Source organism: Micrococcaceae bacterium Sec5.1 (assembly GCA_039636795.1).
Taxonomy (GTDB): domain Bacteria; phylum Actinomycetota; class Actinomycetes; order Actinomycetales; family Micrococcaceae; genus Arthrobacter.
Window position 1 is genome coordinate 1,297,611 of record CP143430.1, and the last position, 14,540, is coordinate 1,312,150.

Consider the following 14,540-nt stretch of genomic DNA (forward strand, 5'->3'; position numbering starts at 1 on the left):
AGTACGAGTCTCCGGTGACACCGGTAGAGCTCAGACCTTGATGCGTGAAGGGTTTTCGTGAGCAATTCCCCGGCCTTGGCCCGCCGCCTCGGCACCTTTGATGCTTCGGTCATAGGCTTAGGCTCCATGATCGGTGCCGGGGTCTTCGCGGCCTTCACACCAGCCGCAGCGGCAGCAGGATCCGGGCTCCTCATAGGCCTGGTTGTTGCGGCCTTCGTGGCCTTCTGCAATGCGACTTCCTCCGCGCAACTCGCTGCCAGATACCCCACCTCCGGCGGAACATACGTCTACGGACGTGAACGGCTTGGGCCGTGGCCCGGGTTCCTTGCCGGGTGGGGATTCGTGATCGGCAAGACGGCCAGCGCCGCAGCCATGGCTATGACCTTCGCAGCCTATGCAGCACCGGCAGGTTGGGAGCGTCCGGTGGCGATTGCCGCCGTCGTAATTTTGACGGCTGTGAACTATCACGGCGTGACTCGCACAGCGGGACTCACGCGAATTTTGGTGATCGCCGTCCTGACCGGTCTGGCGATAGCCGTGGCGGCCGTTTGGGGTGGTTCTGGACCTGACTTCAGCAACTTTGTTGGCGAGGGGCTGCTGGCGCACGGCTGGTACGGCATCTTACAGTCGGCCGGGCTGTTGTTCTTTGCCTTTGCCGGCTACGCGAGGATTGCCACCATGGGGGAGGAAGTTCGGGAGCCTCGTCGCACCATACCCCGGGCCATCAGCATCGCCCTGGGAATCACGATTGTCATCTACGCCATAATCGCAGTCACGCTCTTGGCGGCCCTGGGACCGGATGGTGTTTCGGGGACGCCAACACCACTCGCAGATGCCGTCACTTCTGGTGCGATGTCTTGGGCTGCTCCCATTGTTCGGATCGGAGCCGCAATTGCATCTTTGGGTGCTCTCCTGGCGCTGATCGCAGGACTCGGCCGGACGAGCCTGGCGATGGCCCGCGAGCACGACCTCCCGCACTGGCTCGCGGCAGTTCATCAGCGGTATAGGGTTCCCCACCGGGCGGAAACAACGCTAGCAGTGGTGATTTGCCTGATCATTTCCGTGGCTGACCTCAGGGGCGCCATCGGTTTCTCGTCGTTCGGTGTGCTGCTTTATTACCTGATTGCGAACATTGCGGCCTTAACCCAGCCCGTCGAGGACCGCCGCTATCCGAAAGCACTTCAAGTGGCTGGAGCTGCTGCCTGCGTGGCGTTGGTTGCTACGCTGCCGCCGCTCTCTGTCGGGCTCGGTGTGCTGATGTTCGTGGTGGGCATCGTGTTCCGGGTGATCCGTTTGCGCCGGGGTCACTCCCGCGTTCGATAAGCCATACTCCGGCAACCAGGCTGGGCACGACTCCACCTGGGGGTTAATAGGTGGAGCCGTGCCGTTGTGCCTTCTTCGCCTGGGACGAGTGGGGTACCCGCCGGACACCGGGTTTCCCGTCCCGAAGGCACAACAGGAGACTATGGCCGGGAATAGTGGTCTAGGTGCTTGTTCGTTCGCTCTAGGTACTGATAAACGAGCAAATTCGGGGTTTCCATGGTGCATCCATCCAAAAATGAGTGTTTGCCGGGACGGACTAGGTGGTGGGACGCGATTGCGCCCTGCCCGGAGAGCACTGACACAATTAGGCGCATGGAGTCACCCACCCAAGTCCCCGCCGTCGAGCTGCGCATTTCCATCAGTGGAACGGACCCGCTGATTTGGCGGCAGCTCGTTCTCCCGGAGAGCGCCACGGTTGCCGAGCTGCACAGTGCGATTCAATGCGCATTCGATTGGAAGAACGCACATCTTTATGCCTTGGCCGGCCATGACCGGTACGACAAGAAGCGGATCATCACCAGGGTCGCCGAAGATGACGATCCGCCTGAAAGCGCGGAGGAGGCCAGTGGTGTTGAACTGCGCGAGTTGTTCGATTCAACCCAGCCAGAAAAGTCGTCCCTTGAATACGACTACGACTTTGGTGACAACTGGACTCACGAAATCGAAGTCATGGGGCCCGCCCTAATTCAGGAATCGACTATTACGTGCACAGGCGGCGCAATGCGTGGTCCCCTCGAGGATTCGGGGGGAGTGTATGGATACGCCAATATTGTGCGGGCGGTCGGAGACCCAAGCCACCCAGAGCATGCAGACATGGTGGGATGGCTGGAGTGGGTGACCAGCGAGCGGGCTGATCGCTTCGATCCGACGGCCTTCGACATGGAGGCTGTCAATGCTGAGCTCCATCGGCTGGCTCAGAGGTTGTGGCCAGGTGAGGTAACCGCTGACGAGATGGAATTTGTTCTTGGGCCAGTTCTTTGGTTCTTGAAGGAGGCCCACCCCGATGGACTCCCTCTGACGTCGGCTGGCTACCTCAAGCCCATAGTTGTCAAGCAGGCGATGACTGAGTTGGGATGGCACGAGGCCTGGCACGGAGGTAGTTCCACGGAGAACCACGTTGCCCCAGTGCGAATCGTCCGCGAACACTTGCAGGAGTGGAAACTCCTGCGCAAGAACAAGGACAGGCTGGTCTTGACCCCAGCGGGCAGGAAACTCGTAAACAAGCCGGCAATGGTGTGGGATTACGTTGCTGACCGTCTGGCATCACCGGATCATGCAGGCCTGGATGTCGTTACCCAACTTAAACTGCACTGGGAACTCTCTAATAGTCGCCCACCATGGAACCTTCGTGGCCAAGTAGTCCAGTTGGCGCTCAACGAGCGCGGCCTCCAAATGATGAATGGCGCCGAGATACCCATCGAGGTGGCTCGCGAATTGGAGCGGGACGTTTACCGCGCATTCCTCTGCTTTAGGCTTTGGGGCTCAGAAAAATGGGGCATTGATGAGCGTGAATTGTCCGACCCCGGCACCAAGTTCCTCCTCGACGTCCAGCGCCGCCTGGGGGACGGATAGCCGGAGGCCATCAATCGCTCGGATGCGCCAACTTTCGCAGCAGCGGCACCAGCTCACCGGCGGGCGCGGGCTCGAAGAACTGGGCGTCCGCGAGCTCCACTGCCGCGATTGCGCGTGGAGCCAACTCAGAGCCTGCTTCAGTAACACGTAGCCGTTTGGCCCTCGTGTCCGAGGGGTCGACTTCGCGCTCTATCAGACCTTTCAGCTCCAGGGTTCGAAGGACCTGCGAGGCCATCTTCACGTCGGTACCGGCCTGACGGGCAACGGCGAGCTGATTGGGGTGCTCGCCCTCTTTGTTGAGCCACCAGGTGCAGGCAAGAAGCACGAACTGCACGTGGGTGAGGCCGATCGGAGTCAGGGCCGCAGCAATCTCGCGCTGCCAGCGAAGGGTGGTATGCCACAGCAGGAATCCGGGGCTCTCGCCCGGGCTGAGCGGCATCAGTGCTGCGCGAGTTCGACGAGCGAAGCCATGGTGTCCGGCCAATCGGCAGTAATGGCAGGCCCGATCTCGGGGCCAACTTGGTCTGCGCCAGCACCGGTGATCTCCATCCTGTAGAGCACCCGGACGCGACCGCCGTCGAGCCTGTCCAAGCGGTGGGCGGTTCGGATCAGCAGCTCATCGAAGCGTGCTTCGTCGACGAATAGCTCACCGTGCACCACGTCAGCGATGCGCAACTGGATGGGTTCATCCCCGGGCGGCGTCATGAGGATCTGCGAACCCTCTGCGAAGGGGCCATCGATCTCAACGCGTTCGATTTCGGCGTTCCAGGAACCCCAATTCTCGACGTCGGACCAGAGTCGCCAGAGCGCCTCGGGAGCCGCCGTGGTCTCAATGCTGTGCTCGTAGTCCCACATGATTGCCTCCTGAAGTAGATGGTCTACGCACAGACTATCTGTGCGTAGACCATCTTGTACAGTGGCAAAATCAGAGGCTACTACTCGCAGCCGATGCCGTCGTGGTCGTTGTCCAGGCCGTAAATGTCAGAACCAACCACGGTCACTGGGCCTCGGACGTAAGCAGGGCCGTTGCCTTTACCTCCAGCACAGTCGACGTCGGAGGCAATGGGTACGCAGGCACCGGCATAGTTCGGGTCGCACCCACTTTGAACGCGTGGAGCGGGCGCTGCCTTGGCAGCGGCGGCGGCAGCAGCCTGATCCGCCGCAGCTTGGTCTGCGGCTGCTTTGGCAGCGGCCGCTTGATTGGCAGCGAGTTTGTCCGCGGCAGCCTTGTCAGCCGCTGCCTTGTCCGCCGCAGCTTTCGCGGCTGCGTCCGCTGCCGCCTTGTCTGCCGCGGCCTTTGCCGCAGCGTCTGCAGCGCGTTGATCAGAAAGCTTTCCTGCTGTTGCTGAGTCCAGCCAGGCGAGTTTTCCCGATTGATCAATGGTGCAGGTGTACGTTTCGCCGCTCACTGATTGGGTGTTCTTCTCTGTGGTGCAGGCTTTCCCGGCTATATTGCTCGGCGTGGGTGTGGGCGTCGGCGACGGAGAGGCCGACGCTGATCCCGAGCTGCTGCTTACCGAACCAGCAGCTGACATGGACCCCGAACCGCAACCAGCCAGCAAAATCATCAGTGATCCGATGGCCGTGATTCCGAGTGCCCTGTCGCGAAAAGAACGTGAGCGTTTGCCGCCGAAAATTGAGTGTTTTCCGGCGCGCGAAAGTTGTGTGTCCAATGTGTTGCCCCCTTAGAGTGCGCCCATGCGAAAGGCGCGTGGAGCGACAGTAACACCGGTCACACTGGCCCCAACAGGAGAAGTCTTCTATGACTTATCGCACTTGCCGGTCAAGAAGCATGGCGGTTGCCGCGCGAGGCGTCATCGCTGAGCAGTTCGTCGGCTGCGGGGTCGCCAGTGATGTTCACAGGAGTCCATGGCTGCCCATCCGGGCGTCGCGTGCCTAGCATTGGTAAATGATGGCTAAATCGTCGGGCTCCGGCGCGTGGACCAAGGATGCAGCCCGCGATCCCCGCAGGGTGCACTGGATGGAACTGTTCTTCGACCTCGTCTTTGTCGCTTTCGTGGGGCAGCTTGCCCATGGAATACACGGTGACCCCGGTTGGGTCGAATTCGGAACTTTCGTCCTGCTCTTCTTCCCGGCATGGTGGGCTTGGGTGAACATGGTTTCGGTCGTCAACCTCTTGCCGGCCCTGTCCTCCCGGCGGCTGGGCATTGCGATGCTGGCGGCGATGGCAGCTGCGAGCGTGATGGCCGCCGCCGCGCCGGGCGCGTTTGGCGAACGGGCGTGGGCTTTCTCGCTTGCCAACGCTGCCATGCGGGTCGTCCTCCTGGTCTTGTGGCTGCATCTGCACCGCCAACGATCCGGCGGTACGCCGCGGCGCATCTGGACATATAACGGCGGGACGGCCCTTCTTTGGCTCGTCGCCGCATTCCTGCCGCTCTACGTCGCGTTGATCCTGTGGGCGGCATCGATCGCCATCGAGGTTGGCATGGTGGCGGTCAGTGGACGTCTCTGGCCTGAGCGCGGGGTTGGTGGCATCAACATCGAGCATGCTTCCGAACGGCTAGGTCTCTTTGTCATCATTGTCCTCGGCGAATCCGTTCTCACAATCGTCAGTGAAGTGTCGAATGATTGGAGTCCGGGCGCCGGCATCGCCGGTGCGCTGGGATTTCTCATCGTGGCACTCCTGGGCTGGGCGTTCTTCCAGTATGGAACCGGGGCCATCACTGCGGGGCTCGAACGTCTGCAATCGCAGTCCGACTTCTCCGGGATACTTCAGACCACGCTGTTTTTGCCGTTTCTCCTGGTTGTGGGCGTGACAGCGATCGCCGCTGCGATCGCAACTGCCATTCCAGCACCGTTCGAGCATCTGCCGCTCGGTTCCGGGGTTTCGCTTGGTGGCGGAATCGCCCTGTTCTATGCGTGCAACGCGGTGGTGGCGCTTCGCTACGGCCAACCGCTTCGAATGGTAGTGCCGTGGGCGGTGCCCGCAGTGGTGGTCGCGTCCTTGCTCATACCGATCAACGCTGTGGTTTCGGCGGCTGTCATCCTGGTAAGTGCCGTGGTCCTCCTGCTTCTGGTCACGGCTTATGTGGAGTTCCGCAGACGACGGCGGCTGGCTGATGGATCTTTACGGCTCCTAACTTGAGCCCAACAACCATGATTGGTCGGTTTGCGGTTCCTTCGGGTGCCGGCGCAGCTTCCGGATCAGCAGTTCCAGCGGCAACACCAACACCCGAAGTACCGCTGCCACCAGCAACAGAATGACAAATAGAACTATGGCTGGCAGGCAAAACACGAACACCGTGATTGCGGTAATGAGATAACCGACGATATAAGCCGTCATCACTCCGGTGTCCACCGTGAGCTCCCGAAGATTGAATTACCAATAGGGGGTCGTGCCCGATCTAGGCACCGGGCCAGGGTCTACCGGGTTTCGGTGGGACCCGAGCTGGTGCCAGTGCTGGTCGACGAAGATGCGCCACGGCTGACCGGTATCTTCCGCGACTGGTTCTCTGATTGTTCCGGCACCGGAATCCGCACCTCAAGAACGCCATCCGTATACGAGGCATTGATGTCTTGTTCGGAGACCGCCGTCGGAAGCTTTACTGTTCGGGAAAAGGTGCCGTACCGGAATTCTGAGCGGTACCCCCTCTTATCCTTGTGTTCGGACTTCTCTTCATGGCGCACAAGGATCTGCAGCTCGTCACCGGACAGGGTGATATCGACGTCCTTTTCAGGATTGATGCCTGGAACTTCGGCTTTGACCACCATTGATCCGCCGTCCCGATATTCCTCAACGCGGAGCCAGGAGCCGGTGTCTCCTTCAAGGAACCGACGGACAGGATCGGCGATGTCGCTGGCCGACCAACGAAGTAGATTGCTCATCGTGGTGCCTCCTGTTTGTTACCAGGCCCCGCGGACCGACCCCGGCGGGGCCTTAATCGGATCTACACCAATAAAATACGCCGAACGCGCATCGTTGTTAAGACGACTTTTGGCCTTCATGGAAAGCCCCGGCATTGCCCTGTGGAGGGCCGCGAAAGGCTATCCCTCAACCAATGCCGCCGACGCTCCCGAAGCATTCTCGGCTTCGAAGACGGGGCCTGCCGACGGCCGCTTCGCCCGGCGTTCCTCTCCGGGACCGTGGGGCCGAAGCTGCTTGAACACCCAAGGGAGAAAGTATGCCTTTGCCCATGCGAGGTCGCCGGCCCTGGCCTGACGCCAACTGCTTTCCGGCAGCTGTTTGGGTTCCAGCGGCCGGAGGGTGTGCGGGACATTGAGTGTGTCCAGCACGGAGATGGCAATCGTGTGATGACCCAGCGGGGAGAAATGCAGCCGGTCCGGGTCCCACATCCTCGGGTCCTTGAGCTGCCTCATAGCCCACAGATCCGTGATGAGTGTGCCGTGGCGGGCAGCAATAGCGCGAACGTTCTCGTTAAAGATCGCCACCTTGCCACGGTTACGTCCCAGCACAGGAGTGGATCCCCAGTCGGGTCCAGTAAACAAGACAATCGCCGCGCCCGTCTCAGCCAAGACGCTCACGCCAGTCTCAAGTTTGCTGGCAAGCTTGTCCGGATCGCTGCCATGGAACACCATGTCGTTCCCGCCTGCAGATAACGTGATCAGGTCTGGCTTCAGGGTCAGTGCCTGACCGACCTGCTGGTCGAGGATCTGCTGCATGAGCAACCCGCGCACGGCCAGGTTGGCATAGGCAAAATCCGGGTGATCGGCTGCGAGCTCTTCGGCAACACGGTCAGCCCAGCCGCGCAGCCCTCCGACGCTTCCTGGTTCGGGATCTCCGATTCCTTCGGTAAAGGAATCCCCAAGCGCCACATACCTGCTCCAAGGGTGCGAGCGGTTCTTGGTATCCTGCCCAGCACCCGCATTGAGATCAACAAGGCCATCGGGGGTAACCCGGCCACGCCACCTCATTGCCCTACCTCCTTGTAAGGAAAAAGGTTTCTTACAATGTGGATAACGGCAGTGCTGGTCGTGATGTTCCCGCGAACTCGAGTCGGCTATAGGAACATTTCCTCCGCCACCACCGACGCTCCCGTCCCTAACCCGCGGACGGTCCACCCCGCACTTCGCCAAGCCTCAGCGTCCAGTACGTTCCGAGCGTCCAGCACCATCCGACGTCGTACCAGTGACCCTGCAAACGACGGCGAGAGGGACACATATTCGTCCCATTCGGTCAGCAGCAGCACGAGTTCGGCTCCCTCAAGGGCGCGCTTGGTGGAGGCCTCGAAACGGATTTGCGGGTAGCGGATCCAGGCGTTGTTGATGGCTTTGGGATCGGTGACGGTTACGTGCGCGCCAGCGGAGGCGAGTTGCTGGGCGACGTCCAGAGCGGGGGAGTCGCGGATGTCGTCGGTGTCCGGTTTGAAGGCTGCCCCGAGGATGGTCACCGTTCTGCCGGACAGGAAGCCGCGGCACATTTCCCTTGCCACGTCCACGGCGCGGGTGCGCTGGTCCAGGTTGATGGTGTCCACCAACGCCATCCATCGGTCCACGGACGGGACGGAAAGCTCGCGCGATTGGGCGCGGAACGAGCGGATGTCCTTGGGCAGGCAACCCCCGCCGAATCCGAGCCCCGCATGCAGGTACCGGTTGCCGATTCGCGGGTCCAGGCCCATCGCCTCGCTGAGCTCGCTGACGTCAGCACCCGACGCGTCGCACAGCTCGGCCATCGCGTTGATGAAGCTGACCTTGGTGGCCAGGAACGCGTTCGACGCCGACTTGATCAGCTCCGCCGTCGCGAAGTTGCAGACCAAACGAGGGATCCCCGCGCTGATCAATGGCTCGTACACGGAGTCCAGAACGGCCGTCACCGGAGCTCCAGCGGCGGCACCCTTGCCGCCTGGGACGCCGTAAACCAGGCGATCGGGAACCAGCGAATCCTTCACGGCTGTGCCTTGGCGCAGGAACTCGGGGTTCCAACCGAGCAGGACGTCCGAGCGTCGGGCCAGGACCGCGCGCAGCGTCTCCACCGTGCCTACCGGCACCGTTGATTTACCCACGACGGCGGCGCCCTTGGCCAGGTGGGGGAGGAGGCTCTTCGTGGCGCTCATCAGGTAGGAGAGATCGGCCGTGTCAGAGGTCTTGGACTGCGGCGTGCCCACACAAAGGAAATGGACTTTGGCGTCGGCTGCCGCTGAGAAGTCAGTGGTGAACTTCAGGCGGCCTGTGGTGCGGCCGTCGCTGAGCAGTTCGTCCAGGCCGGGTTCGTGGAAGGGAGCCAGCCCTTTATTCAGCTGCTCAACCTTGTGGGAATCGACGTCGATGCCCACCACGGTGTGGCCCATGGACGCGAGTGTTGCAGCGTGGACTGCGCCGAGGTAGCCGCAGCCGATCACGGAGATCTTCATGAGGAGGGTCCTTTGCTTGAGGTCAGTTCAGTGGGGCCCGCTTCGCTGGGAATGCCGGCGATGACTTCGTTGTAATGCCGCACCAGGTCGGCGCTGAGCACGGGCCATGTCCGGCCCTGGACCGAAGCGGTTGCTGCCGCTGCGAAGGCGCGGCGCTTGGCGTCGTCGCCCATCAGGTCCTGAACGTAGCCGCGCAGTTGAGTGAGGTTCCCCGGCTCGTACAGCCAGCCGGTGCGGGAGTTTTCCACGAGGTCAAGGGGGCCGCCGCGGCCGGTCGCGACCACAGGAACGCCCGATGCCATGGCTTCCTGGATGGTCTGGCAGAAGGTCTCGAACTCGCCGGGATGGACGAAAAGATCGAAGCCAGCAACAGCTTGCGCCAGGGCGTCCCCGCCGAGGAAGCCTGTGAAGTGGGCGTTGGGCAGGGCAGTTTGGAGTGCTTCCCGTTGCGGACCATCACCAACAATCACGAGCTTCGTATCCGGCAGGTCCGCCAGTACGGCGAGGTCCTCCACCTGCTTCTCCACCGCGAGGCGGCCGACGTAGCCGATGATCCGTTGACCGTCCGGCGCTGCCGAGCTGCGCCACGCCGTCGAACGCTTTGCCGGGTTGAAGCGCGCGGTGTCCACGCCGCGGCGCCACATATCCACGCGCAGGATGCCGCGTCCGCGCAACTGGTTCAGCGCGAACGTGGACGGCACAAGGGTTCGGGTGGCCAGAAGATGGATGTTGTCCACGCGGTTCCACGCCCAGTTCTCCAAGAACGGCACGCCATAGCGGGCGGCGTAGCTGGGAACCTCGGTTTGGTAGATCGCGACCGTCGGGATGTCCAGTTGATCGGCGGCCTGCACTGCGCGCCAGCCAAGGACGAACGGCGAGGCGAGATGAACGACGTCGGGGGCGAAATCGGCAAGGATTCGCTTGACCCGATTCACACCACCCAACGCAACCCGCACATTCGTGTAACCGGCCAGCGGCACCGAGGGAAGCCTGTGCACATACGCACCCTTGACGACGCTCGAAACATCAGTGTCCGACGTCGACGGCGCGATCACCATCACCTCATCCCCGCGCTCCTGCAGATGCTCCAGCACCCGCAGTATCGAATGGGTTACCCCATTCATCAGTGGCAGGAATGATTCGGCGACGATTGCGATCCTCACGCCTTCAACGGTGGTCGGAGCGGTTTGCCTTGTGGGTTCGAACTGGTGGCCTGTGGAGGAAGAGTTGGTTAACAGGAGGGTGTCCTGTTTGTCGGAGCCGCCCGGTAGACTCCCGTTCTACGACGCGCTGCCGCGTCTCGACTTTTGGGGGGTCTTGCCATGTTTGTTGCTGGGGATGGTTCGCGCGTGCTTGGGGGAGTAAGCGTACGACGACGGCGCCGGGCAGCGGCGCGTTCAGTCGCCGTCGGCTTGGGCTTGGCGCTGCTGCTGGGAACCGTCGGTTCGCCGACGCCACCGGCTATGGCTGACGCTGTGACGGATATCTTCTCGACAGGTGAACAGCCGGCACGGATCGCTGTTAACCCGGTGACGAACACGGTGTTCGTGACGTCGATCGAAGGTGTGACCCGTATAGGGGGACCGGCCGGGTTGCCTGCCGTGGATGCAGGTGACAGGGCCTTCGATGTTGCCGTGAACACGGTGACCAACAAGATCTACATCAGCACAGCAGGCGGCTATGTTTCCGTGGTGGACGGGGCCACGTATGGTCCCGCCGTACGTGTGCCAATGACCGCTGAACCGTCCGTCCTGGCGCTGAATGAAATCAGCAACAAGATCTACGTCGGCATCAGCGGCGGCGTAACCATCATCGACGGCGCAACCAACGCCACCAGTACCGTTCCGCTAACGGGTGGCGCCCAGAACATTCAGGTGAACCCTTCTACAGGCAAGGCCTACGTCCTGTCCGGCGGGGCCATCAAGGTCCTTGATGCAAGCGCTCAGGTCACCGCCTCGATCAACATCGGTGCCGGCGGCATCCTGGACCTCGCGATCAACAAGGCAACCAACAAGATCTACTACACAACGCTCGGCCGATACGGGGCCGGCGTCAGTGTCATCGACGGAGCAACAGACACTGTCACAGGAAAGTTCAGCAGCACCAGCAAGCTGGGACAGTTGGCGGTGAACAAAGCCACCAACAGGATTTATGTCGCTGTTGACAGCTCTTCCCTTGATGGGGCGGTCAAAGTCCTCGACGCCGCCACCCTTTCTGAAATCGCCCAAGTACCCACCTCTTCGTACGTTAGGGACATTGCGGTCAACGAGACAAGCAACAAGATTTACGTTCCCACCTCCGGCCGAGGCACCACGATCATTGACGGACAGGACAACAGCAGTTCCGCTGTGTATACGGGGCAGGAGCCGTTTGCCGCTGCGGTGAACCCCTCCACAAACAAGGCTTACGTGGTCAACATCGAAAGCGACTCCGTAGCCGTGATTGATGGGTCCGTATCGGTACCCGCCAAGAACGACTTCAACGGTGACGGCAACGCCGATGTTCTGGCTCGGGACGGCTCAGGTGTTCTGTGGTTGTATCCGGGCAACGGCTCGGGTGGCTGGCTGCCTCGTGCGCAGGTGGGCCAAGGCTGGAACGTCATGAACGCTTTGGTTGCTCCCGGGGACTTCAATGGAGACGGCAAGGCTGATGTTATGGCCCGCGATGGCGGCGGCGTGCTGTGGCTCTACCCGGGCAACGGCTCAGGTGGATGGCAGCCGCGTGTTCAAATCGGCAGTGGCTGGGAAGGCATGAGCGCCATCGAGGGAATCGACTTCCGCGGCGATGGGTTCCCAGACGTGGTGGCCCGCGACCGTGGTGGCGCATTGTGGGTCTATCACGGCGATGGCAACGGAGGCTGGTTGCCCCGCACCTGGGTAGGCTCCGGCTGGTCCGACATGTCCGAGATCACGGGCGTAGGCGACTTCAACGGCGATGGCCTGTCCGACATTGCTGCCCGCGACGGCGCCGGCGCGCTATGGCTCTACCCGTCCAACGGATACGGCAGCTGGCTGCCGCGACAGACCATCGGGCAAGGCTGGAACGTCATGAACTCCCTGGTTGGACCCGGTGACTTCGACGGCGATGGGCGCGCGGATATCCTCGCCCGGAACGCGGCCGGCGAGCTGTGGCTTTACTCCGGTAATGGGGGAACGGCGTGGCCTTCGGCGTCCCGTGTTGGTACTGGGTGGAATGGGATGACGGCGATTCTCTGAGTTCCCTGAACAGGCTGTAGACTCCGCTCATCGACGCGGCAGTCGCGTCTCATTTCCTGGGGGTCCCATGAACTCTGTCGCGTCCGGTACTGCTGTGTCTGCAGTCGGAAAATCTCGTCTTAAGCGAACGACGGCGGCGCTCGCCGTCGTCGTTTCGCTTGCCGTTTCGTTGATGGCTGGGTCGCCCGCCGTTGCCGACTCGACGTCGTTCGATATTGCCGTTGGCACAGCCCCACATGACATTGCAGTCGCCGACACTGGGGATGTCTACGTTGCCACCGACAGTGGAGTGTCCGTCATCGATGCGGACACGAGAAAAGTGACCACAGTCGATGTAGGTGGCATTGCGCAAGGTGTTGCCACTCGCGGAAGCACTGCCTACGTCAGTGTTGCAGGTAAAGCGGGTGCTGACGGGTCTGTGGTCATCATGAATGACGGCGCAGTCGCGGGAAGGGTCAAAACCGGCCCCAATCCGCGCATAGTGGCCGTCAACCAGGTCACTTGGAAAGTGTATGTTGCCTACAGCAACGGGATCAGTGTCATTGACCCTTGGGCGGGCCATTCGGTAGTGGATATCCCCTATTACACTTCCACACCTCGGAGTGTGGTTGTCGATTCGTCAAGAAACAAGGTCTTTGTAACTACGGGCGGGGTATTGACGGTCATCGACGGACAAACCAACTCCAAGGACGTCTACGTCTTCGGCGCGGGGGATGCTGTCGGTCATGCTGTGAACACCCGGACCAACGAGGTCTATCGAACGGTAGCGGGAACCTACATTGACAGCCCGCAGAGCCAGCTAGGACTTGTGGATGACTCCAATCACGCAAGCAACCTGTATCAGGCCAATGAAACGTTTGGGAAGGTGGCCGTCGACTCTTGGACTGGCACCGTTTATGTTGAATCGTTGGGTGCTACGGGCAATTCGTCGATGGTGTTGGTCAACCCAGCAACGAGGAGCAAGATCGCCCAGATCAGCATTCCCAGCCAGCCGACTTCCTTGGCCGTGGACTCCACCCGCCACAGAACCTACGCAACGCTGAGTCGTGGTGGAGTTTCCGTCATTGACTCCTCAAACACTTCCTCAGTCGTCCGAACCGGAACTCAGCCGGTGGCCGTGGCGATTCACGAATATACAGGCACGGCGTACGTGGCCAATCAGGGCAGTGCTTCAGTGACCGTCCTTAGGCCTGCAGACCCGCAGCCAGTGAAGAATGACTTCAACGGTGACCGCAATGCCGACGTTCTTGCCCGCGACGGCGCGGGTGTGCTCTGGCTCTATCCCGGCGACGGCGCGGCCGGATGGCTCGAGCGGCGTCAAGTCGGTCAGGGTTGGAACATCATGACTGCACTTCTTGCTCCGGGTGATTTCAATGGTGATGGGAAGGCGGACATTCTTGCCCGCGATAACACCGGCGTGCTGTGGCTGTACGGGGGAAATGGCGCGGCCGGGTGGCTGCCGAGAGTTCAGGCCGGGCAGGGGTGGAACGGCATGACTGCAATCACCGGCGTGGGCGATTTCAACGGGGACGGAAACGCTGACGTTGCCGCTAGGGACGGCAGCGGCGTCCTTTGGCTCTATCCCGGAAATGGCAAGGGCGGCTGGCTCGCGCGCGTGCAGATTGGGTCAGGATGGTCCGGGATGACGGACGTCATAGGCGTTGGGGACTTCAACACTGACGGCGCTTCTGATGTTGCCGCACGCGATTCCAGTGGTCGGCTGTGGCTGTATCCGGGCAACGGTGCTGGCGGCTGGTTGCCTCAGACCCAGATTGGCCAGGGATGGAATGTCATGAGCGCCGTCTTCGGACCAGGGGATTTCAGTGGAGACCGTAAAGCCGACATCATGGCACGCGACGCGAATGGCGCTATGTGGCTCTTCTCAGGAAGCGGCGGGGCGAAGTGGCCCATCGGGAGCGTCATTGGTCAGGGGTGGAACGGAATGACGGCTATCCTCTGACGATGGCTCTGGAAATAGAGACCACCGCTACGACTAAATGCTCATTTGTCTGTAGATCGTGTTAAGTTTGACTCATCAGACATCGCCCCCCTCTGAGCTTCGGCTCAAGGGGGCGATTTTCATTTCCCTGCCAAATTCTTC

14 protein-coding genes are annotated in these 14,540 nt (G+C 61.4%); 6 read left to right on the plus strand and 8 right to left on the minus strand.

From position 1 onward, the window contains the following. Positions 1–57 precede the first annotated feature (57 nt). Positions 58–1,323 (plus strand): APC family permease, encoded by a 1,266-nt coding sequence (locus tag VUN82_06120; protein ID XAS73417.1) that lies wholly within the window; start codon positions 58–60, stop codon positions 1,321–1,323. Between the two features lie 312 nt (positions 1,324–1,635). After that, complete coding sequence (locus VUN82_06125) at positions 1,636–2,895, plus strand: plasmid pRiA4b ORF-3 family protein (GenBank protein XAS73418.1); 1,260 nt, start codon at positions 1,636–1,638, stop codon at positions 2,893–2,895. A 10-nt stretch (positions 2,896–2,905) separates the two neighbouring features. Here VUN82_06125 and VUN82_06130 read toward each other — a convergent pair whose 3' ends face one another. From VUN82_06130 to VUN82_06140, 3 genes are all read right to left on the minus strand, one after another. Continuing rightward, positions 2,906–3,334 (minus strand): MarR family winged helix-turn-helix transcriptional regulator, encoded by a 429-nt coding sequence (locus tag VUN82_06130; protein XAS73419.1) that lies wholly within the window; start codon positions 3,332–3,334, stop codon positions 2,906–2,908. Continuing rightward, a complete protein-coding gene (locus VUN82_06135) occupies positions 3,334–3,750 on the minus strand; it encodes a polyketide cyclase (GenBank protein ID XAS73420.1) in 417 nt (138 codons plus the stop codon). The genes VUN82_06130 and VUN82_06135 overlap by 1 nt, the downstream gene beginning before the upstream one ends. A gap of 80 nt (positions 3,751–3,830) precedes the next feature. Then, a complete protein-coding gene (locus tag VUN82_06140) occupies positions 3,831–4,304 on the minus strand; it encodes a hypothetical protein (protein XAS73421.1) in 474 nt (157 codons plus the stop codon). Between VUN82_06140 and VUN82_06145 the strand changes: the two genes are divergently transcribed. Continuing rightward, entirely contained in the window at positions 4,276–4,584 is a 309-nt protein-coding gene (locus VUN82_06145; GenBank protein XAS73422.1) for a hypothetical protein, read from the plus strand. The two genes, VUN82_06140 and VUN82_06145, sit on opposite strands and share 29 nt — an antisense overlap. 220 nt (positions 4,585–4,804) lie before the next feature. After that, on the plus strand, positions 4,805–6,001 hold the full coding sequence (locus tag VUN82_06150; protein XAS73423.1) for a low temperature requirement protein A: 1,197 nt from the start codon (positions 4,805–4,807) through the stop codon (positions 5,999–6,001). Here VUN82_06150 and VUN82_06155 read toward each other — a convergent pair. The 5 genes from VUN82_06155 to VUN82_06175 form a co-directional block, all read right to left on the minus strand. Beyond that, on the minus strand, positions 5,993–6,214 hold the full coding sequence (locus VUN82_06155) for a hypothetical protein (GenBank protein XAS73424.1): 222 nt from the start codon (positions 6,212–6,214) through the stop codon (positions 5,993–5,995). The genes VUN82_06150 and VUN82_06155 overlap by 9 nt on opposite strands. A 65-nt stretch (positions 6,215–6,279) precedes the next feature. Next, entirely contained in the window at positions 6,280–6,741 is a 462-nt protein-coding gene (locus VUN82_06160) for an Hsp20/alpha crystallin family protein (GenBank protein ID XAS73425.1), read from the minus strand. A gap of 159 nt (positions 6,742–6,900) precedes the next feature. Continuing rightward, on the minus strand, positions 6,901–7,788 hold the full coding sequence (locus VUN82_06165; protein ID XAS73426.1) for an SGNH/GDSL hydrolase family protein: 888 nt from the start codon (positions 7,786–7,788) through the stop codon (positions 6,901–6,903). 86 nt (positions 7,789–7,874) lie between these two features. After that, positions 7,875–9,224 (minus strand): UDP-glucose/GDP-mannose dehydrogenase family protein, encoded by a 1,350-nt coding sequence (locus VUN82_06170; GenBank protein ID XAS73427.1) that lies wholly within the window; start codon positions 9,222–9,224, stop codon positions 7,875–7,877. Next, on the minus strand, positions 9,221–10,387 hold the full coding sequence (locus VUN82_06175) for a glycosyltransferase family 1 protein (GenBank protein XAS73428.1): 1,167 nt from the start codon (positions 10,385–10,387) through the stop codon (positions 9,221–9,223). Before VUN82_06175 ends, VUN82_06170 begins: the two co-directional genes overlap by 4 nt. A 159-nt stretch (positions 10,388–10,546) precedes the next feature. Here VUN82_06175 and VUN82_06180 point away from each other — a divergent pair, with 159 nt between their 5' ends. Both VUN82_06180 and VUN82_06185 read left to right on the plus strand, forming a co-directional pair. Next, entirely contained in the window at positions 10,547–12,439 is a 1,893-nt protein-coding gene (locus VUN82_06180) for an FG-GAP-like repeat-containing protein (protein ID XAS73429.1), read from the plus strand. A 67-nt stretch (positions 12,440–12,506) separates the two neighbouring features. Next, entirely contained in the window at positions 12,507–14,399 is a 1,893-nt protein-coding gene (locus tag VUN82_06185) for an FG-GAP-like repeat-containing protein (protein ID XAS73430.1), read from the plus strand. The last annotated feature ends 141 nt before the right edge of the window (positions 14,400–14,540 follow it).